Annotated in this window: 18 protein-coding genes and 2 tRNA genes; 7 read left to right on the forward strand and 13 right to left on the reverse strand. The window is 60.0% G+C overall.

The window, feature by feature from the left end; translation table 11 throughout:
* The first annotated feature begins 10 nt into the window (after positions 1 to 10).
* The 3 genes from AB5Y83_RS09535 to AB5Y83_RS09545 all read left to right on the forward strand — a co-directional run bounded on the left by AB5Y83_RS09535 (position 11) and on the right by AB5Y83_RS09545 (position 2,528).
* Entirely contained in the window at positions 11 to 505 is a 495-nt protein-coding gene (locus AB5Y83_RS09535; RefSeq protein ID WP_279487568.1) for a prolyl-tRNA synthetase associated domain-containing protein, read from the forward strand.
* A gap of 263 nt (positions 506 to 768) precedes the next feature.
* The gene (locus AB5Y83_RS09540; protein ID WP_368175075.1) at positions 769 to 2,007 is read left to right on the forward strand and encodes a GGDEF domain-containing protein; all 1,239 of its coding nucleotides are present in this window, start codon (positions 769 to 771) and stop codon (positions 2,005 to 2,007) included.
* Positions 2,004 to 2,528 carry a GNAT family N-acetyltransferase gene (locus tag AB5Y83_RS09545; RefSeq protein WP_042055417.1) on the forward strand — a complete coding sequence of 175 codons (525 nt, stop codon included), beginning with the start codon at positions 2,004 to 2,006 and terminating at the stop codon, positions 2,526 to 2,528. The genes AB5Y83_RS09540 and AB5Y83_RS09545 overlap by 4 nt, the downstream gene beginning before the upstream one ends.
* Positions 2,529 to 2,586: 58 nt before the next feature.
* Here AB5Y83_RS09545 and AB5Y83_RS09550 read toward each other — a convergent pair whose 3' ends face one another.
* From AB5Y83_RS09550 to AB5Y83_RS09565, 4 genes are all read right to left on the reverse strand, one after another.
* Positions 2,587 to 3,447 (reverse strand): PA4780 family RIO1-like protein kinase, encoded by an 861-nt coding sequence (locus tag AB5Y83_RS09550; protein ID WP_019445814.1) that lies wholly within the window; start codon positions 3,445 to 3,447, stop codon positions 2,587 to 2,589.
* 195 nt (positions 3,448 to 3,642) lie between these two features.
* Entirely contained in the window at positions 3,643 to 4,638 is a 996-nt protein-coding gene (locus tag AB5Y83_RS09555) for a lauroyl-Kdo(2)-lipid IV(A) myristoyltransferase (RefSeq protein WP_368175076.1), read from the reverse strand.
* A 150-nt stretch (positions 4,639 to 4,788) separates the two neighbouring features.
* Positions 4,789 to 5,778: a lauroyl-Kdo(2)-lipid IV(A) myristoyltransferase gene (gene lpxM / locus AB5Y83_RS09560; protein ID WP_042055448.1), complete on the reverse strand. Its 990-nt coding sequence runs from the start codon at positions 5,776 to 5,778 to the stop codon at positions 4,789 to 4,791.
* Positions 5,779 to 6,036: 258 nt separating this feature from the next.
* A complete protein-coding gene (locus AB5Y83_RS09565) occupies positions 6,037 to 7,029 on the reverse strand; it encodes a TDT family transporter (protein WP_042055422.1) in 993 nt (330 codons plus the stop codon).
* Positions 7,030 to 7,131: 102 nt separating this feature from the next.
* Between AB5Y83_RS09565 and AB5Y83_RS09570 the strand changes: the two genes are divergently transcribed.
* Positions 7,132 to 8,037 carry a LysR substrate-binding domain-containing protein gene (locus AB5Y83_RS09570; protein ID WP_150389018.1) on the forward strand — a complete coding sequence of 302 codons (906 nt, stop codon included), beginning with the start codon at positions 7,132 to 7,134 and terminating at the stop codon, positions 8,035 to 8,037.
* Positions 8,038 to 8,130: 93 nt separating this feature from the next.
* Here AB5Y83_RS09570 and nfo read toward each other — a convergent pair whose 3' ends face one another.
* The 5 genes from nfo to AB5Y83_RS09595 form a co-directional block, all read right to left on the reverse strand.
* A complete protein-coding gene (gene nfo / locus AB5Y83_RS09575; RefSeq protein ID WP_106843572.1) occupies positions 8,131 to 8,973 on the reverse strand; it encodes a deoxyribonuclease IV in 843 nt (280 codons plus the stop codon).
* A 318-nt stretch (positions 8,974 to 9,291) separates the two neighbouring features.
* Entirely contained in the window at positions 9,292 to 9,621 is a 330-nt protein-coding gene (locus AB5Y83_RS09580; protein ID WP_005333445.1) for a YbaB/EbfC family nucleoid-associated protein, read from the reverse strand.
* Between the two features lie 114 nt (positions 9,622 to 9,735).
* Positions 9,736 to 12,342: a DNA polymerase III subunit gamma/tau gene (dnaX, locus tag AB5Y83_RS09585; RefSeq protein ID WP_368175077.1), complete on the reverse strand. Its 2,607-nt coding sequence runs from the start codon at positions 12,340 to 12,342 to the stop codon at positions 9,736 to 9,738.
* Positions 12,343 to 12,514: 172 nt separating this feature from the next.
* A complete protein-coding gene (gene apt, locus AB5Y83_RS09590) occupies positions 12,515 to 13,060 on the reverse strand; it encodes an adenine phosphoribosyltransferase (protein ID WP_005352403.1) in 546 nt (181 codons plus the stop codon).
* A gap of 134 nt (positions 13,061 to 13,194) precedes the next feature.
* Positions 13,195 to 13,572 carry a YbaN family protein gene (locus tag AB5Y83_RS09595; protein WP_005352406.1) on the reverse strand — a complete coding sequence of 126 codons (378 nt, stop codon included), beginning with the start codon at positions 13,570 to 13,572 and terminating at the stop codon, positions 13,195 to 13,197.
* A 123-nt stretch (positions 13,573 to 13,695) separates the two neighbouring features.
* On the opposite strand from AB5Y83_RS09595, the gene dusC reads away from it, so the two are divergent.
* From dusC to AB5Y83_RS09610, 3 genes are all read left to right on the forward strand, one after another.
* Positions 13,696 to 14,640: a tRNA dihydrouridine(16) synthase DusC gene (dusC, locus tag AB5Y83_RS09600; protein ID WP_368175078.1), complete on the forward strand. Its 945-nt coding sequence runs from the start codon at positions 13,696 to 13,698 to the stop codon at positions 14,638 to 14,640.
* 97 nt (positions 14,641 to 14,737) lie between these two features.
* Positions 14,738 to 15,106 (forward strand): RNA polymerase-binding protein DksA, encoded by a 369-nt coding sequence (locus AB5Y83_RS09605; RefSeq protein ID WP_019445807.1) that lies wholly within the window; start codon positions 14,738 to 14,740, stop codon positions 15,104 to 15,106.
* 160 nt (positions 15,107 to 15,266) lie between these two features.
* A complete protein-coding gene (locus AB5Y83_RS09610; RefSeq protein ID WP_202005614.1) occupies positions 15,267 to 15,986 on the forward strand; it encodes an ABC transporter substrate-binding protein in 720 nt (239 codons plus the stop codon).
* A gap of 117 nt (positions 15,987 to 16,103) precedes the next feature.
* On the opposite strand, the gene yjjG is transcribed toward AB5Y83_RS09610, so the two are convergent.
* The 4 genes from yjjG to AB5Y83_RS09630 form a co-directional block, all read right to left on the reverse strand.
* Positions 16,104 to 16,784, reverse strand: a complete 681-nt coding sequence (gene yjjG, locus AB5Y83_RS09615) for a pyrimidine 5'-nucleotidase (RefSeq protein WP_005361017.1) — start codon at positions 16,782 to 16,784, stop codon at positions 16,104 to 16,106.
* A 14-nt stretch (positions 16,785 to 16,798) separates the two neighbouring features.
* Positions 16,799 to 18,298, reverse strand: a complete 1,500-nt coding sequence (locus AB5Y83_RS09620; RefSeq protein WP_368175079.1) for a leucyl aminopeptidase family protein — start codon at positions 18,296 to 18,298, stop codon at positions 16,799 to 16,801.
* Between the two features lie 171 nt (positions 18,299 to 18,469).
* A tRNA-Met gene (locus AB5Y83_RS09625) sits at positions 18,470 to 18,546 on the reverse strand.
* Positions 18,547 to 18,634: 88 nt separating this feature from the next.
* A tRNA-Met gene (locus AB5Y83_RS09630) sits at positions 18,635 to 18,711 on the reverse strand.
* Positions 18,712 to 18,715: the final 4 nt, after the last annotated feature.

Raw genomic sequence — 18,715 nt, forward strand, 5'->3', positions numbered from 1 at the left:
AGGAGTCTATGTGGCAATCTATTCTCTGCTGGATCAGCTGGCTATCCCCTACCAGCGTGTCGATCATCACCCGGTGTTTACCTGTGAGGAGGCGAGCAGGCTGCTGCCCGACCTGCCCGCCGCCAAGACCAAAAACCTATTTTTGCGCGACCCAAAAAGCGAGCGGCTGTTTCTGGTGGTGAGTCCGGAGGAGCACCGGGTCGACCTCAAGGCGCTGGCAGCAATGCTCGGGGTCAAACGGCTGAGCTTTGGCTCCCCCGAGCGACTCGATGCGGTGCTCGGCCTTACCCCGGGCTCGGTAACCCTGCTCGCCATGGTGCGCGACAGGGAAAAAGCGGTAGAGCTGGTGGTGGACGAGGCCATCTGGCAGGCCGAACAGGTGCAGTGCCATCCGCTGGTCAACACCGCTACTCTGATCATCCGCCTCGACGACGTGCGCCGTCTGCTGACCCATCTGGACAGGGAGGCCATCGTAATGCGCTTGCCTGCTGCAACCTGCGATTAGCACAACGTCTGGCGGTTGGGTTCACCCTGCCGCCAACACCACCACCGTTCACGCAACACAATTGACTGAAAAGACAATAAAATACCCCCATGAGCTCTGATAAATCGAGTCAGCAGTTGCCATCGTGCAAGAAGTCGGAGGTGAGCACATTCGGCCATTTAACCCATTGATAATAGGTTGGATTCATGTTGTGATCGGCCACTGCCAGCGGGCGATACCCCATCGCCTGTTCGTTCACAGGTGACTTCCCAGAGAGCCCCTTGATGCCAAGTCTGTTTTCCTCGGCCCAGTTGTTGAGTCTGGTGCTGTTCGTCACGCTGTCACATGTGGGGGTCGCCACCATTTTCGCCGCCATGTGGCACACCCATCGCCAGATCAGGGCATTGATCTACTGGTCAGCGGGGGAACTGGTTATCGCGGGGGCTTTTTGCTGCCTGCTGCTGCGCCCCCTTGAGGGAAATGCATCCCTTGCCAATATTCTCTGCACCAACCTGCTGTTGATGTCGACCACCCTGCTCTATGAACGGGGTATGCGCCACTTCTTTCGCCGTGAAGCCGACCAACTGGGCTGGCTGCTGCCCGCCGTTACCCTCGGCGGTTTCGTTTTGTTTGCCCTGACCGCCCTGCAGCAACCCCTCTTTGATGTGCACAGCCGGATCATCGTGCTCTCCGGCGTGCTCTCGCTGCAGATTGCGCTGCTTATCTGGCAGCTCTGGCGCTACCAGCGGCTGGCCCCCGTCTATCGGGTGCTGCGCTTTGCCATTCTGCTGCTCGGCCTGCAACTGCTGTTGCAACTGCTGCGGATCGCCAAACACCTCTGGCAGCCGGAGCTGGCGGCCAACTCCTTCACCGACCCGCTGCTCGGGCCTGTGATCCTGCTCAGCCTGCTCTTTACCATCGCCCGCAGTTATCTGCTGCTGAGCCTGGTCCACACCCGCCAGCAGCAAGCCTTGCTGGCCACCCAGCGCAAGCTGGAGCGGCGCGCCAATCAGGATGAGCTGACCGGCCTCTTCAGCCGCCACTATTTCGAACGCCAGGTTGCCCTGCGTGCCCGCGAGGTGACGGGCCCCGGCCAGCTGCTGCTGATCGATCTGGACAACTTCAAACAGATCAACGACCGCCACGGCCACCCCGCCGGTGATGCCATGCTGCGCGCCGTGGGTCGGGTGATCGCCAATACCCTACCTGCCGAGGGCATGGCCGGTCGGCTTGGCGGCGATGAGCTGGCCCTGCTGCTGATGGCGGACCCGCAGACCCTGCCCGACTACTGCCACAGCCTGCAACAGCAGATCGCCGAGGCGACCCGGGAGCTGGCCGGTGGCCCCATCAGCCTCAGCATCGGCCTCACCTCGCTGCACCCTGACGAGGGGTTTGAAGCGGCCTACCTGCGCGCGGATCGGGCCCTTTACGCCGCCAAACAGGCTGGAAGGCAACGGGCCTGCGTGCAGGAGCTCCACCACAACGAGCCGCAACCGCTGCCGCCCTGTGCGCTCCTGTCATGAGCGCAGTGCTCGCTCTGCAGTGCCGACCGGCCAGGCTGGCAGATGCCCCGGCTTACCGGCGCTATGTCACCGAATGCGCCAAAGACGGACAGCCGCTCTATCAGGTGGCACAATTTGACCCGGAGGGCTGGCTACAGAGCCTGCTGGATCACGCCGAAGGGCGCAACTTGCCCAGTGGATACCTGCCGACCACCACCTATTTTGCCCTCGATGGCGAGGAGATCATCGCCACCCTGCGTCTGCGTCACGGTGACAATGAGGCAACCCGCCAGTGGCTGGGTCATATCGGTTACGAAACTCGCCCCTCTCGCCGTGGCGAAGGGACCGCGACCGTGCTGCTGCGCTGGGTGCAACAACAGGTACTGGCGGCGCCGGTGCTGATCTGCTGTGACCTAGACAATCTGGCTTCCCGCAAGGTCATTACGGCCGCCGGGGGCGTGTTGCTGGGGCGGCGCTTCCATCCGGGGGATCGCAACTGGCTGGAGATGTATCAGCTAGCCCCCTGCCCCAGCCGAGCATAGCAGCAGTAATAAAAAGAGCGCCCCGAAGGCGCTCCTTTTTGCGAACGTGGCAAGACCGTTAGTAGCTGTCTTCCTGCTCCGCCTTCATCCGGGCCTGACGGGCATAGGCCTCCTCCTCGGCGCTCTCAATCTCCTGCAGCACCGAATCGAGATCGATGGCGGCGCGACTCTCTTCAAAGTGACCGGTCAGTTCGCTATCGGGGGTGAGTTTGCCATCTTCAAACAGCGCCCACATTTCCTGGGCATAACGGGTCTTGAGCAGCTCGGGGGCATACATACCGTAGTAGTTGCGCATATTGTTGACGTCCCGCTCCAGCATCGCCTTGGCCTGGTTGTTGGCGGCGGCATCCACCACCTGGGGCAGGTCGATGATGACAGGGCCCTGTTCATCCACCAGCACATTGAACTCGGAGAGATCGCCGTGGATAAGACCGGCGCAGAGCATGCGCACCACATAGCGGATCACCTTGTGGTGATCGATGACCGCTTGCTCAGGGGTGAGAGCCACATCGTTGAGGCGCGGCGCGACATTGCCATCCTCATCGGTGATAAGTTCCATCAAGAGGACACCATCGAGGCAGACATAGGGCTGCGGCACCCGCACACCGGCCGCCGCCAGCTTGAACAGGGCGTCGACCTCGGTGTTCTGCCACACCTCTTCATGCTGTTTGCGGCCGTACTTGGAGCCCTTCTCCATGGCGCGAGCGCTGCGGCTGTTACGCACCTTGCGCCCCTCCTGATAGACCACGGCCTGCTTGAAGCTGCGCTTGGACGCCTCTTTATAGACTTTGGCGCAGCGGATCTCGTCGCCGCAGCGCACCACATAGACGTCGGCCTCTTTGCCGCTCATCAACCGGCTGACGACCTCATCGACCAGGCCGTCATCAACCAGAGGTTGGATTCGATTTGGAATTTTCATGGCCGCCCTTTTACCCTATTTCCGCTCTCGAAGATAGCTCCGCGCACGCTCACCTGCCTCTCCCTTTCATAAGACACCCTGTTATCCCCTGTTTGCGCTGTTTTTGTCCACCTGTTCGCCTTAAAAACCACCAGCAGCAGACCAAATACGAAAGGCCCCTGCACCAACAAAAATGGCCCGCAAGCGGGCCAATTTTCAAGGTTCGGGCGGCAAACCCTGACGAATGCGCTGGATCCCCGCTTCATAGAGGCCGTCATCCCCCTCCTGATGCTCCAGGGTTTCGAAGATCTTGAGAAACCACATGTACTGCTCGGGATGGCGGGCCACCTGCATCTCCACCACCCGGTTCATGGCATTGACGTCTGCCAGCAGATCGGCGGTGGGATAAGGGTCAAACGGCGGCTCGATCTCCAGCAGATAGCGTCCCGCATCCTCGTCATAGCTTGCGAAGATGGGCACCGCTCTTGCACCAGTCAGCTTCACCAGCTTGGGCAAGGCTGGCAGGGTTGCCTTGGGGCGGCCAAAGAAGGGAACAAACACGCTCGCCTCGCGGCCGTGATCCTGATCCGGTAGATAGAAGAAACTGGCACCGGCGCGGATCGACTTGATCGCCGGTTTGATGCCGGCGCTGCGCTCGTACACTTTACCTCCTTTGGCCCGCTCGCAGTTGATGTACCAGTCGAACACCTGATCTTTCGGGCTCTTCATCATGGTGCACATCTCGATGCCCATCATGGAGAAGTAGCGGCCAATCATGTCGACCGCCCAGGTGTGAGGCACCACCAGGATCACCGGACGGCCTTCTGCCTGCTCGGTTTGCACATGCTCCCAGCCGGTGACCTTGATGCGACGGGTCAGCCGCGCCTTGCTGCGCCAGCTGAGCTCGCCAAAGCCCATAAAGGTCTTGAGCCCGACCCGGATCGATTTGAGCAGCAGCGCCTGCCGTGCAGCGGCATCCAGCTCGGGAAAGCAGATCTTGAGGTTGGTATCGGCGATATAGGCCTGCTTTTTCGAAAAACGCAGCAGGGTTGGAGAGACCAGATCGGCAAAGCGATCCCGCAGTCTCGCGGGGGTAAATGCCAGCAGGGAAAGCAGGCCCAGCGCACACCAGCTACCCCACCATTTGGGATGCAGCAGGCGGCTATGAAATGAGGTATCAAATACCGGATCTAACGCAGACATGGCGGCCATCAAGTCATCAAAAACAAACGGTTATTGTAGTTATCCTGACATTTTTTTCTACCCTGGGGAGACAGGCCATCGACCTGCAAGGCACTGATCAGACTAGTTATCATAAAAAATGGCCCACCTGGGGCCATTTCAATCAACGCAAATTCTGGGTCAGCCGTGGGGCGACAATCCCTTGCGGATCCGCTGGATCCCCGCCTCGTAAAGGCCATCCAGCCCCTCCTGATCTTCACGGGTATCGAAGATCTTGAGGAACCACATGTATTGACCCGGATGGCGCATCAGCTGCTGTTGCACCATGTCATTCATACGACAGGTATCGGCCATCACATCCTCGGTGGGATAGTTGTCGAACGGTGCCTCAATCTCCAGCCGGTAGCAGTGGTTCTCTTCGTCATAGCAGGCGAGCAGCGGCACCGCCTTGGCGCCGCTGACCTGCACCAGACGGGGCAAAGCAGGCAGGGTCGCTTTGGGATAGCCAAAGAAGGGGGCGAAGATGCTCTTCTCGCGGCCATGATCCTGATCCGGCAGATAGAAGAAGCTGCGACCGCTCTTGATGGTCCTGATCACCGCCTTGATCCCGGCGCTGCGCTCATAAACACGGCAACCGTTCTTGGCTCGTGCCCGGTTGAGGTGCCAGTCAAACACCGGATTGCGCGCCCGTTTCATCATGGTGCACATGGGCACCCCGCGCTGGGTAAAGCAGTAACCGGCTGCATCCACCGGCCAAGTATGGGGCACTACCAGGATCACTGGACGACCGGCAGCCCGCTCCGCCTCGATATGCTCCCAACCGATCACCTGCATCCGGCTCATCAAATAACGCTGACTGCGCATGGTGAACTCGCCAAATCCCAACAGACTCTTGAGGCCGACCCGGATCGAGGTCAGTGCAATGGTATCCCGCTCTTCCGGGCTCTTGTCCGGGAAGCAGATCTCCAGATTGGTTCTGGCGATATAGATCTGTTTTTTCGAGATACGAAACACCAGCGGTGCCAAGGCTTCGGCCAAACGGTCGCGCAATCGCACCGGCACAAAGGCGAGCAACATCAGCACGCCGAGCGCCAGCCAGCTGAACCAGTAGCGGGGATGCAGAAAACGGGCTTCAAAAGAGGAGTCAAATACGGGATCTTGGGACGACATGTATTGGGGTCGAGCGAAAAAGTGGTGCTGCATTGTAGTCGTCCTGACAGGTAATACCAGTTAAATCCATGGCAAATAGCCCGCCACGAGCGCCACATCAAAAAACCATAAAAAAATGCCCCGCACCGCGGGGCATTTTGCTCGTTACACAACCAGGGTGGAGGCTCTTTGTCCATCCATCGTATGACTGGTCGTTTATCCCGTCGCTCTCGGAGCGCACTGCTTATCCATTTCCCGATGTCACATCTTCTTCAAGATTTAACGGTGAGCACCCTGGCGGGCCATGCCGTTATTCATTTCGGTATTACGCTGCGGCAGAAAAAACATCAGGTAACGCAGTGCCACATACCCGACGATCACGGTAGCCACCCCCAGCTCGAAGTGGGCCAGCAGGCTGATCTGCTCGACGTAGTGACTCCCTTGCGCAAACCCTTCCACCAGATGAGCCACTTTGAACAGAGCGGTGGCACCGATCACCAGCGGGAAGGTGAAGGCGGCATAACCGGGCGAGAAAGGCAGACGCAGCAGTTTGATAAAGGCCAGATAGATGATGCCGGTCATCAGGATGGCGATCCCCAACAGCACGGCCACCAGCAGCAGTGACGGCTCCTGGCTGACGGTCAGGTAACCGGCCAGAGAGAGGCTGGCAGGGGCAGCCAGAATGGCGATGGTCGGTTTGGCGGCATCCGGCACTTCATGGCTGAAGATCAGGCGATAGAGCATCAGCGGCAGCATCAGGCCGTAGCAGATGATCCCGAACCAGAGCAGACCGTTGGCCAGCGGGGCAAACTGACCACCCGGGAAGGCGACGTCAGCCACAATGATCCCCACCGGTGGCACGAACCAGCTCGGCACCATGTGGTGAATTTCAAACTCTTTGGCACGATGCCAGATAAAAGTGGCCAGGAACAGCAGGTGAACCGCCACGGCAAACAGCCAGAGGGCCTCGCCCGCTTGCGGCGCAATCATACCCAACGCTTTGGAGACCACCATGGTGCCCATGGCATAGGTCGGTACCACACTGCCCACCACGGGGTGAGCGAGATCCTGCAACAGCAGGCGGGGGTGAAGCAGAAACTTGAAGGTCAGGATCACCAGCAGCACGGCCGCGATGGCAGCGCCCAGCAGTTGCATCCGGCCATCGAAGTGACCGGCATTTTCCCAACACCAACCAAGGCTGGCGATGCCCAGCGCCAAACCCGCCATGGGGGTTGGGGCGGCAGCCAGTGATTTACGGGTTCTTGCGATCATGATGACACCTTTCTATTGATGACTATGGCGATAGGATAATGGTCTCTTATCGTTTACGATATCTAAATGAATTAAATCAATCATTCAGGAAAACCAAACACGATGAAACTGACCCTGCAGCAGCTGAAAGTGTTCGCCACCATTGCCCGCTATGGAAACCTTGGCCTTGCCGCCAACGAGCTCTGCCTGAGCAAGGGGGCTGTCTCCCAGTCGCTGCAGGAGCTGGAGCGCCAGCTCTCTACCCCGTTGTTTGACCGCATTCACCCCAGATTGCAGCTCAACAACGAGGGGCGCCTGCTGCAACCGGCCGCCGAAGAGCTGCTGACCCGGATGCAGGATATCGAGAACCTGTTCAGCCCCGATGCCGAGCCGAGCGGCCAGCTGCGCCTTGGAGCCAGCCAGACCATCGGCAACTACCTGCTCCCCACCCTGCTCGCCAGCAGCAAACAGGAGCTGGGACTCCCCCCCAAGGTGACCATCAACAACACTCACCTGCTCTGCCATGCGCTGGCCAACTTCGAGCTGGATATGGCACTGATCGAGGGGGAGAACCACCACCCCGACCTGCTCGCCGAACCCTGGCTGCAGGACGAGATGCTGGTGGTAGCTCCACCCGGTCACCCGCTTGCCAACAAGAAGGATCTCTCCCTCTCCCGACTGGGGGGCGAGACCTGGGTATTGCGTGAAGCACAATCGGGCAGCCGCGAGCAATTTATCCAGCAGATCCAGCCCGAGCTGCCCCGCTGGCAACCAGGGCTTGAACTCAACACTCTGGAGGCGGTGATGCTGGCGGTGGAGAAGGGGCTTGGCATCTCATTTATCTCCCGGCTGGCAGCCTCGGATCGCCTGGCAGATGGGCGGCTGATCGCCCTGCCCCTCTCCCGTCGCTTCCCGCGCCAGCTCTCCCTTATCTGGCACAAGCAGAAGTACCACTCCACCTCCCTGCGCCACTTTATCCACTTCTGCCGTGCTCAGGTGAAGGATGCCGAGGTGAGCCGCGCAGAGTAACGCCCGCTCGGAGCGCCGCTCGCAGACCTGCACACCAATGGGAAAAAGCAGAGAGGGAGCCACGGCTCCCTCTCTTTGATTCGCTTCTGAGTATCACTTCGCCAGACTGCGCAACCAGCTGATCTCCTCGCCCCAGATGGACTCGTCTATGGTCTCGAGGATCAGCGGAATGCGATCGAAGCGATCATCATTCATGATGTGGTGGAATACTGCCTCTCCCAGATTGCCCTCCCGCAAGCTGTGGTGGCGATCGACACGGCTACCGAAGGTACACTTGGCGCCGTTGATATGCATCCCCTTGAGATAGTGAAAACCCACCGTGCGGTCGAACTCTGCAAAGACGGCAGCGCAGCTCTCGGCAGTGCGCAGATCGTAGCCAGCGGCAAAGGCGTGGCAAGTATCGAAACAGATCCCGACCCGGCTCTTGTCCTCCACCCCCTCGATGATGGTGGCTAGGTGCTCGAACGACCAGCCGAGGTTGGTCCCCTGCCCGGCGGTATTCTCGATTACCGCCGTCACCCCTTCACTACGCTCCAACGCCCAGTTGATGGACTCGCTCACCAGCTTGAGGCTGGCCAATTCGGGAATTTGCTTGAGATGGCTACCGGGGTGGAAGTTCAGATAACAGAGCCCCAGTTGCTCGCAACGCTTCATCTCGTCGAGAAACGCATCGCGGGATTTGGCCAGACCATCGGGATCCGGGTGGCCCAGATTGATGAGGTAACTGTCGTGGGGCAGGATCTGCTCCGGCAGAAAACCGGCCTTGTCACAGGCCGCCTTGAAGGCGCGGATGGTGGCATCCGACAAGGGGGCGGCCTGCCACTGACGTTGATTCTTGGTAAAGAGGGCAAACGCGTTGGCCCCGATGGCCTGGGCGCGGGCGATGGTATTTTCCACCCCGCCGGCCGCACTGACGTGGGCTCCAATATATTTCATACAATCTCCTCAATACGGCAAGCCGCCATTATGCCGATCCAGCCCGGCCACGCCAAACCGGGATATCCGATAGCGGGTATCGACAAATAGCGCCGCCTTAGCAAGGCGGCTGCGTTTCATGGCGCAATCGGCCTGCTCTGTAGCAACCTCTCCCCAGAAGAGATAGTTAGAGCCCGTCCACGCCAGCATGGCGCCCATAAAAAAACGCAGCGTATCGTCTGAGCAATAACGCTGCGTCTTTGGGTCTCTCGGCCGTCCCCCTTGCCGTGACCCGAATGGTCAGCGACAAGGGAGCAAGAATGCGCGGGGAGAGTCGCCTTAGAAGGGCATCTTGAAGCCTGGCGGCAGTTGCATGCCACCGGTCAGCTCGCCCATCTTGGCCTTGTTCTGCTCTTCCACACGACGCACGGCATCGTTGCAAGCGGCGGCAACCAGATCTTCCAGCAGCTCCTTGTCATCTTCCATCAGGGAGGGGTCGATCTCGATGCGACGGACGCTGTGGCTACCGGTCATGGTGACCTTGACCATGCCAGCACCGGCTTCACCGGTCACTTCCATCTGAGCCAGCTGCTCCTGCGCCTTCTGCATACGCTCTTGCATCTGTTGGGCCTGTTTCATCAGGTTCCCCATTCCACCTTTACCAAACATATGTCGTCTCTCGTCTTGAAATCCGGCATCCAGCGCCGGGCTGTGGGCTTGTCTGTCCTAGATGGGGACAGCCAAACTGCTTTTCAACCGGAAGCAAGCTCCCGGCCACGGAATTTAGCGGTTGAGGGGCTCGATGCTCTCGTGATGAAGCACGGCACCAAACCGCTGAACTAAAAACTGCACGTTGGGATCCTGCTCCAGATCCCGGGTCACCTGCTCGCGCACCCCGAGATAAAGGCGATGTTCGATCTCAAGGGGGGTCTCCTTGTCAGGCACCACACCAAGCGTCACCTCGACCTGCACCGGTTGACCCAGCGCTGGCCCGATGATCTCGGCCAGATCGGCGCGCGCCTTGTCGCTCACCAGATGGCGCTGCTCGGGTTTGAGGGTCAGCAGTACCTTGTCCCCTTCCCGCGTCATCACCGAGTTGATGGCCAGCTGGCGCAGCCGCCCTCCCACCTGAGTGTGGGCGATCAACTCGGCCCAAGCATCGCCGCAACCATTGAGTAGCGAGGAGGGGATAAGGCGAGTCACCTCCCCCTCTTGCGGCTCGCTGTCGCTCTCGAGCTCATCCCAGTCGATGGTCTCCATCACTGGCTGAGCGGGCTCATCCTGCGTCACAAGGGCAGCAGCCACCGCCGTGGTAACAACGGACGGCTGGGTCGCAGGGGCTGGCGTCACCGCAGGCGCCGCAGCACTGCGTTCACCGGGTCGATAGCTCGGCTGCCCGTCGAGATCCCAAGGTGGCAGATCGGTTGGCTGGGCCGGTGCCGTGACAGGGGCGTGGCTCATCACCTGAGTCTGCTCGGCAAAGCCCTGATTGAGGTACTCCTCGTATTCCCCGTTGTCACCCTGTGGCTCGTAACCGTCGCCATAGAGATCCACTGGCGGCAGATCATCATAGTGACCCATCGCCGCTATCCCCTGCCCGGCCGGTTGGCTGATCGGGGCAGGCTGTGGAGCAACGACCGGTGCGGCGGCGGGCGCGACAGGGCGCGCTGGCGTAACCGGCACCGCGCGCGGCGCGGGCGCCGCCGGGGCATCCTGACCACGCTGGCGGCTGCGCAGCATGTTTCGCTTGCCAAGCAGGCTTTGCATGCTCGACACCGCTGAAACAGCTTCAGGTGCGCTAACCGGCGTGGTTGTCGGTTCGAGCGCGGGCTCGATGCTGGCAGTCAGCGACTCGCCACGGGAATGGTCCGCGTAGGCTGCGGCAGAAGCTTGTTCATCAGCATCTGCGGGCTGTGCAGCTGAGTGCGCAGACACATCGGGCTGCGCATGGGTCAACGCGGGCTCTGGTTGATACCCCATGCCTGCGGCTTCACGCAGCAGCTCATCCTGCTGGCTGAACAGCTCGGCGGCTTGCGCATCCTCCTCGCTGTCGGCGGGGTTGCCGATGTCATCCGTCATCGCAGGCAGGGAGACATCAACCGCGGGCACTGCACTGGTAGCAACAGGCGTGCTGGCAACAGGGCTGGCTAGCGGTGCAGGCACGGCGCCGCTGATCGGTGCCACTGCAGCCGATTCAGCGGCCGGGCGCTTTCCCGGCAAAGAGGCAGCCGAAGTAGCGCTGCTCGCCGCACTGCTCGTCATTGACGGGGGCAACGCGGTGAGGCTGGCCGGATGCAGGGCATCGCGCCTTGGGGAGAAGGCGAGCATCCGCAGGCAGGTCATCTCCAGCGCGGTGCGGCCATCGGGGGCCCAGGGCAGATCTTTACGGCCACCCAGCACGATCTGGTAGCAGAGCTGCACCTCTTCCGGGCTCATCGCCTTGGCCAGTTGCAGCAGGGAATCAGCATCCGCCCCCTGCTCCTGCACGCTGGCAGGCAGCAGCTGCGCCATGGCGATGCGATGGAGCAAGCCTTCCAGCTCGGCGTGGAGCTGATCAAAATCGGGACCCAGGGTGGCGATCTCGGTGATCTTGGCCATGGTCGCGGGGGCATCTTGCCGCAAAATGGCTTCCAGCAGCTGGTGCAGATGGCGGTGATCGAGCGTGCCCAGCATCGCCAGCACACTCTCGAGGCGCACGCTGCCATTGCCGTGGGCCAGCGCCTGATCGGTCAGGCTTAGTGCATCGCGCATACTGCCGTCGGCGGCTTTGGCCAAGGCCAGCAGGGCGCGTGGCTCGAAGGGCTGCCCTTCCTGATCCAGCACCCATTCGAGCTGCTTGGCGATCTGGGTCTGATCCAGACTCTTCAGATGAAACTGCAGGCAGCGCGAGAGAATGGTAATGGGCAACTTCTGCGGATCCGTGGTGGCCAGCAGAAACTTCACATAAGGGGGCGGCTCTTCCAGGGTTTTCAGCAGCGCGTTGAAGCTGTGGCGCGACAACATGTGCACTTCATCGATGAGGTAGACCTTGAAGCGGCCGCGGGCCGGACGGTACTGCACGTTGTCGAGCAGCTCGCGGGTATCTTCCACCTTGGTTCGCGACGCCGCGTCAATCTCCAGCAGGTCGACAAAGTTGCCCTGATCGATCTCGCGGCAGGTATCGCAGACGCCACACGGATGGCTGCTGATCCCCTGCTCGCAGTTGAGGCTCTTGGCCAGAATACGGGCGATGGTGGTCTTGCCGACCCCGCGGGTACCGCTCAGCAGATAGGCGTGATGCAGCCGTCCCTGATCCAGGGCGTTGGTCAAGGCGGTCAGCACATGTTGCTGGCCTACCACTTGTTCAAACGTATGGGGGCGCCATTTACGCGCCAGAACCTGATAGCTCATAAATCCATCATGCAGGGAAGACAGGGCATTGAGGCCGGATGCTAACACAAATGGCGGGCTGGCTGTATCGGCTATCGGTCAGAGCGGGAGGGATCGCTTGATTTTCAAACCGATGCCCGAAAGGGCACCGGTTCAACGCAGGCCCGATGCAGAGGATCGGGCCGAAGAGACATTACTCGCCGGCCAGCTCGACCAGTGAGACCACCTTGATGCCAGCGGCAGTCAGGCGGGCATCGCCGCCCAGAGACGGCAGGGAGATGATAAAGGCCGCATCGGCCACTTCACCACCGGCACGGCGGATCAGCTTGACGGTCGCATCAACGGTACCACCGGTCGCCAGCAGATCGTCCACGACCAGCACCTTGTCACCAGGCACGATGGCATCGGTGTGCAGTTGCAGGGTGTCGGTGCCGTACTCGAGGGCATAGGACTCCTCGATCACTTCGCGCGGCAGCTTGCCCGGCTTGCGGACCGGCACGAAGCCCAGCCCCATGGCATAGGCAACCGGCGCGCCAAAGATGAAGCCGCGGGCTTCGGTGCCAACAATCTTGGTGATCCCTTGATCACGATAATGATTGGCCAGCAGATCGATGGTGGCCTTGAAGGCCTCGGCGTTCTCAATCAGGCTGGTGATGTCACGAAACAGAATGCCCGGCTTCGGATAGTCGGGAATGGTCTTGATGCTTGCTTCGATAAATTTCAGGGTTTCCGGATTCATGTGTTGACCGCTTATTTTTTTGACCCAGGGGTGGCCATTTTTTCTCAATTCCCTTCTGCGGGAAATAAAAAAGCCTGTCACGCAAAAATGACAGGCCGACTCCATAGCATTATTGCTGCAATAGCTTAGGGACTTCACTTCACCATTGCAACTGGCTCCAGCACCGGCAGGCGCATTAACCAGGTGAGCAGGATCACCATTATGACAACCAGCAGCCCCTTGACCCACAGCAGTGGCACCACCGCCAGCGACACCGAAAAGGTGAGCAAAATGAAGATAATGGCGCGCCGTCTGGCCTGGCGACGAATACCGCGATACTGCTGCCAATCGACGATGGGCGGGCCAAACCAGGGATGGGTCAGCAACCAGCGATGAAAACGGGGCGACGAGCGGGCAAACAGAGCGGCAGCCAGCAACATGAAGGGGGTAGTCGGCAAGAGCGGCAGCACAATGCCCACAATACCGGTGGCAAATGCCAGCCACCCGAGCGCCATCAGACACCAACGCTTCATTCCGTCTCCTTGCGTGATTTATCTCCCTCTAGCCTAACAGAGTTTGAGCGGGTGCTGACAGCGGGCCGCAACCCCACTACAATCTGCGCTCTTTTTTCTTGCCACTCTCGTCGGAAAGCCGTTATGCGCGTTATTTTGGCCCCCATGCAGGGGGTACTGGATCACCTGATGCGGGAGGTACTCACCTCCGTCAATGATTACGATCTCTGCGTGAGCGAGTTTATCCGGGTCGTCGATCAGCTGCTGCCCGCCAAGGTGTTCTACCGCCTCTGCCCTGAACTGCTGCAAGATGGCAAAACCCGCGCAGGCACCCCGGTGCGGGTACAACTGCTGGGGCAACACCCCGAGTGGCTGGCCGAGAACGCCGTGCGCGCCATCGAGCTGGGCTCCCCCGGCGTCGATCTCAACTTCGGCTGTCCCGCCCCTACGGTCAACAAGAGCAAGGGCGGTGCGGTGCTGCTCAAAGAGCCCGAGACCATCTACCGCATCGTCAAGGCGGTGCGCGAGGCGGTGCCCGCCCATCTGCCGGTGAGCGCCAAAATTCGCCTCGGTTACGACGACAAGGATCTCTATCTGGAGAACGCTCAGGCGGTCTTCCAGGGGGGCGCCAACGAGCTGGCCGTTCATGCGCGCACCAAGCGCGAAGGGTACAAGGCCCCCGCCCACTGGGAATATGTGGACGCCATTCGCCGCGCCCTGCCCATCCCCGTCACCGCCAACGGCGAGATTTGGGATCATAAAGATGCCATCGCCTGCGCCAGAGTCTCGGGTTGCGATGCCCTGATGGTCGGGCGCGGCGCCATCTCCCTGCCCAATCTGGCCAACGTGATGAAAACCGGCTGCCCGCACATGAGCTGGGCCGAGGTGCTGCAGTTGATGGTGGGCTATACCGAACAAGATCTGGCCAGCGAAAAAGCCGACTACTACCCCAGCCGCATCAAACAGTGGTTCAGCTATCTCAAGCGGGAATATCCCGAAGCGGACCTGCTGTTTCAGGAGATCCGGGTGCTCAAAGAGACGGCTCCCATCCGCGATGCCCTGCTGCAAGCAGCCAAAAGCCACGGCTAACCACGTTTAACTTGACGCATATCATCTTGATAGAGTTATCGGATCCCTATACTGCCCCGAATCTGTCGTCTGTCCTGTGGGGGATAATGTGTGTGAAATGACGCAAGCACAGTTGACTGTCTGGCGTAATCGCCTGCTGTCAGACTGGGCCCAAGTACGAGAAACGCTGATCGGTCAGCTCAAAGCCTGCCGCCGTGACGAGTGGGCCGAGCAGGTCGGTCACTGCGAGCAGGATCAACTGGTGGAACTGACCAGCCGGCTGGATCTGCCGAAGGTTGAGCAGAGCGTGGCCCGCCTCAAGCGGATCGATGCAGCACTCTGCCAGATGGATCTCGGCCTCTATGGCCTCTGCTCCGATTGTGAAGAGCCGCTTTCCATCGAACAGCTGGAACAGGATCCGACCCTGCAACGCTGCCCGCGCTGCGAAGCCCGCTATCGCAAGGGATTCCACGCCCACGAACTGTGAGGGATGCACATCTGTGCATCCGCTCAACCCTCAGCACTGGTTACTCCGTCGTTCCTGTCCAATACTCACCGTATCAGCCTGTTCGAGGGTATGCGTTGTGTACAGACTCTTGTTGTTATGGTGTTTGTGTTGCCAGGCTACGGCACAGGAGTCATTGGTCGTGGGCTGGGTCGACTGGCAGCCCTTCAGTTATCGCAATGAACAGCAACAGCTCCGCGGACTGGATGTGGAGCTGCTCAACGCCATCTTCCTGCGGGCCGGTTATCAGGCCAAATTCAGTGAAATGCCCTGGGCTCGCGTGCTGCACGAGCTGAAATTCGGCACGGTTCAACTGGCCATGTCAGCCAATATCACCGCCGAGCGGCAGCAATATGCCCGCTTCAGCCACCCCTATCGGGAAGAGGAGACGGCCATCGTCATCCGTCGGCAAGATGCCGATCGCTGGCGCGGGATCAACACCCTCGAGCAGTTGATCAACACCCCTGACTTTCATATCGGGGTGCTCAAGGGCTTTGATTATGGCAATACCTTCCGCCAGTTGATGGCAAGGCCCGAGCTGCAGCCCCGTCTGCAGATGCGCCTGCGGCTGGATCAGTTGCTGAAGATGTTGCAAGGGGGTCGGATCCAGGGGTTTATTCTGGACCCCCACGGACTGCAGGAGTGGCAGGGTAAGGATGGCGTGCAGGACAAGCTGTATATTCTGCTGCATATCGAACAGACACCAGTTCACCTGATGCTGAGCAAAGAGAGCACCACTGAAGCGCAACTGCAGCGGATCAATCAGGCTATCGATAAATTAAAACAGAGTCCCGACTATCAGCAGATCCTCGATCGCTACCAGTTCAGATCCCTGCATTCACAGGAAAATACTCATAAGTAAGGGGAGCATCAGCTCCCCTTACTGTCTCAAGCAAACCCAATCCGTTCTCAAACAACCCTGGTAGCAACTTGCCAGGACGCTTTGGTCATCGATAACGTGATGGGTTAAGCCTGGCTATCAGCGTCCCAGCACAATGTCGGCAAGGTGGGCGAAGTGGTGGATTTCGTGGGTGGCATCGCACTCGCCCGCTTGCCGCGCCGGGTTGTACCAGCAGGTTGCCAGCCCCTGCGCCGCCGCCCCGGCAATATCGGTCTTCGGGTTATCCCCCACCATCAGCACCCGCGCAGGATCCGGCTGCCCCATCAGGGAGAGGGTGTGCTGGAAAATAGCTGGCGCCGGCTTGGTCACCCGGATCTCGTCGGAGATCACCAGCGGCTCGAACCACTCGCTCCAGCCCAGTTTGCCGAGCCGCCCCCGCTGAGGCACGCTGAAACCATTGGTGATGATCCCCATCCGCACCTTGCTGCGCAGCTGCTGCAGGGTCTCGACCACTCCTTCGAGAGGCATGCTAAGGGCAATGATTTGCTCCAGAAAGGTGTTGTTCATCGCCATGGGATCGGCGGAAACCTGCTGGGCAAAGAGGGAGAAGCGGGTCTGCTGCAACGCCGTTGCATCGATCTCGCCGTCGTTGTACTGCTGCCAGAGCCCGTGGTTGAGGGCGTGGTACTGCGCCATGCTGGCGTCATCAGCCTGTACGCCATAGATCTGCAGGGTGTGCGTCAGCGCGGAGGCGACCGGAAAATCGAGCAGGGTTTCATCCAAATCGAACAGCACCCAGTCATAGCTTGGTTGTTTCACAGAACTCCTTGTTATCATTCAGATTGTTCAGAGGCTTGGCGACCAACTCTGCCAAGCGGGCTGGCCAGCAGATCCAGCGTGAGACGCACGCCGAAGCCGGTCACTTCGCTGGAGACCACCCCATTGCCCCCCTTGTTGCGAAAACCGCTCAGGTCGAAGTGCAGCCAGGGGGTCTGCTCGGGCACGAAGTGGGCGAGGAAACGGGCCGCATCAATGTGATCCGGCGAACTTCCCGGCGCACACTGCAACAGATCGGCCCACTCGCTTTCGATGTTGTCGTCGTAATCGTCATCAAGCGGGAAGGGCCAGACTCGTTCACCGCTGCGCTGACCCAGATTGACCAGCGATGTAATCCATTCGCTGCGATTGGTAAAGACGCCGCTGTAGCGGCTACCCAGCGCCCGTTTGCAGGCCCCGGTCAGGGTTGCGTAATCGAGCAGCAGATCAGGAGTATCCTGCACCGCCATCGCCAGGGTATCGGCCAGTACCATTCGCCCTTCGGCATCGGTATCGACCACCTCGATGGAGGTGCCATTGATGGCAGTCACCACCTCGCCAGGACGATAGGCGTGAGGGCCGATATGGTTCTCGGCAATGGCCAGCCAGCAGTGTACCTCGTAGGGTAGCTGAGCTCGGCTGATGGCGTAGAGGGCCCCCAGCGCCACCGCGCTGCCCCCCATGTCCAGATGCATGCCATACATGCTGCCGGAGACCTTGAGGTTGTAACCGCCAGAGTCGTGGCAGATCCCCTTGCCCACCAACGCAATGCGGCGCACCGGCTTGGGTGGATAGTAGCTGAGCTTGACCATGGCCCCCTGATTGTCTTCCGAGCCACGAGCAACGGCCAGAAACGCCCCCGCCCCCAACTCGGCCAGCTGTGCCTGATCATAGTGATGGCACTGCCACCCCTCATCTTGCGCCAGCTTGCTGACAAACTCGCGATAGCTGGCGGCCGTCAGCTCGGAGGCAGGCAACACCGCCAGATGGCGAGCCAGCCCGTTGCCCCCCGCTTCGCTGTAGAGGCGCGCCAAGTCCAGCACCACTGAGGGTGAAACCTTGATCTGCTGATAGCTCCAGCTGATTTCGCTGCGGCGCTTGCTGGTGGGCAACGAAATATTGGCGGCAAGCAGGGCCGACAACATCACTTCGGCCAGCATGACTCGCTCGGAGGGGGAAAAACCTTCCTGATGCAGCCCGAGGCGCTCCACATTGAGCCCAGAAAGAGGAGCAATCCAGCCTCTGATCTGTTTATAGAGGCGGTGATCCCGCGTCACACTGCCGGTCACAAACATCACCTGCAACAGGGTATTGCCGTGCATCAGGGTAAAGGGCGCTTTTTTCCCCAGCGCAAGCTGGGTCTGGAGACCCGCAAGGGCGGGGAGCGAAAGCAAGGACTCCTTCTGCTCTTCGGCGATCAGCAGCAGTTGCAACGGCAGCCCTTGGGCAAGGGCTTCGGCCAGCGTGGCATCCCGGCTTTCAATAGCAGGAGGAAGATAGGTGAAGGGAGTGATCACAGGCGCGTGCCTCATCCATGAAGAGATACCTGATGATACCCAACAAATGGTTGATACGACCAGTTTTGGTCTTGAAAAAGCGTCAGAAATAGCAGCAATCACCAGACGGTGACGAGCATCAAGAAGGATTGTTCAATAATTGGCAATGCAGGAAGGGAACGTACAGAAAGTTGGTTGCGGGGGCCGGATTTGAACCGACGACCTTCGGGTTATGAGCCCGACGAGCTACCGAGCTGCTCCACCCCGCGTCCGAATTGTCACCCTCAAGCCGAGCAGTAGCCTGGTGGCGTTTGTCTGCTTTCGACTGTTTACACAATCGCAGGCTGACGAAAGAGTTGGTTGCGGGGGCCGGATTTGAACCGACGACCTTCGGGTTATGAGCCCGACGAGCTACCGAGCTGCTCCACCCCGCGTCCG

Source organism: Aeromonas sp. R5-4 (genome assembly GCF_040908215.1).
Lineage (GTDB): Bacteria > Pseudomonadota > Gammaproteobacteria > Enterobacterales > Aeromonadaceae > Aeromonas > Aeromonas veronii.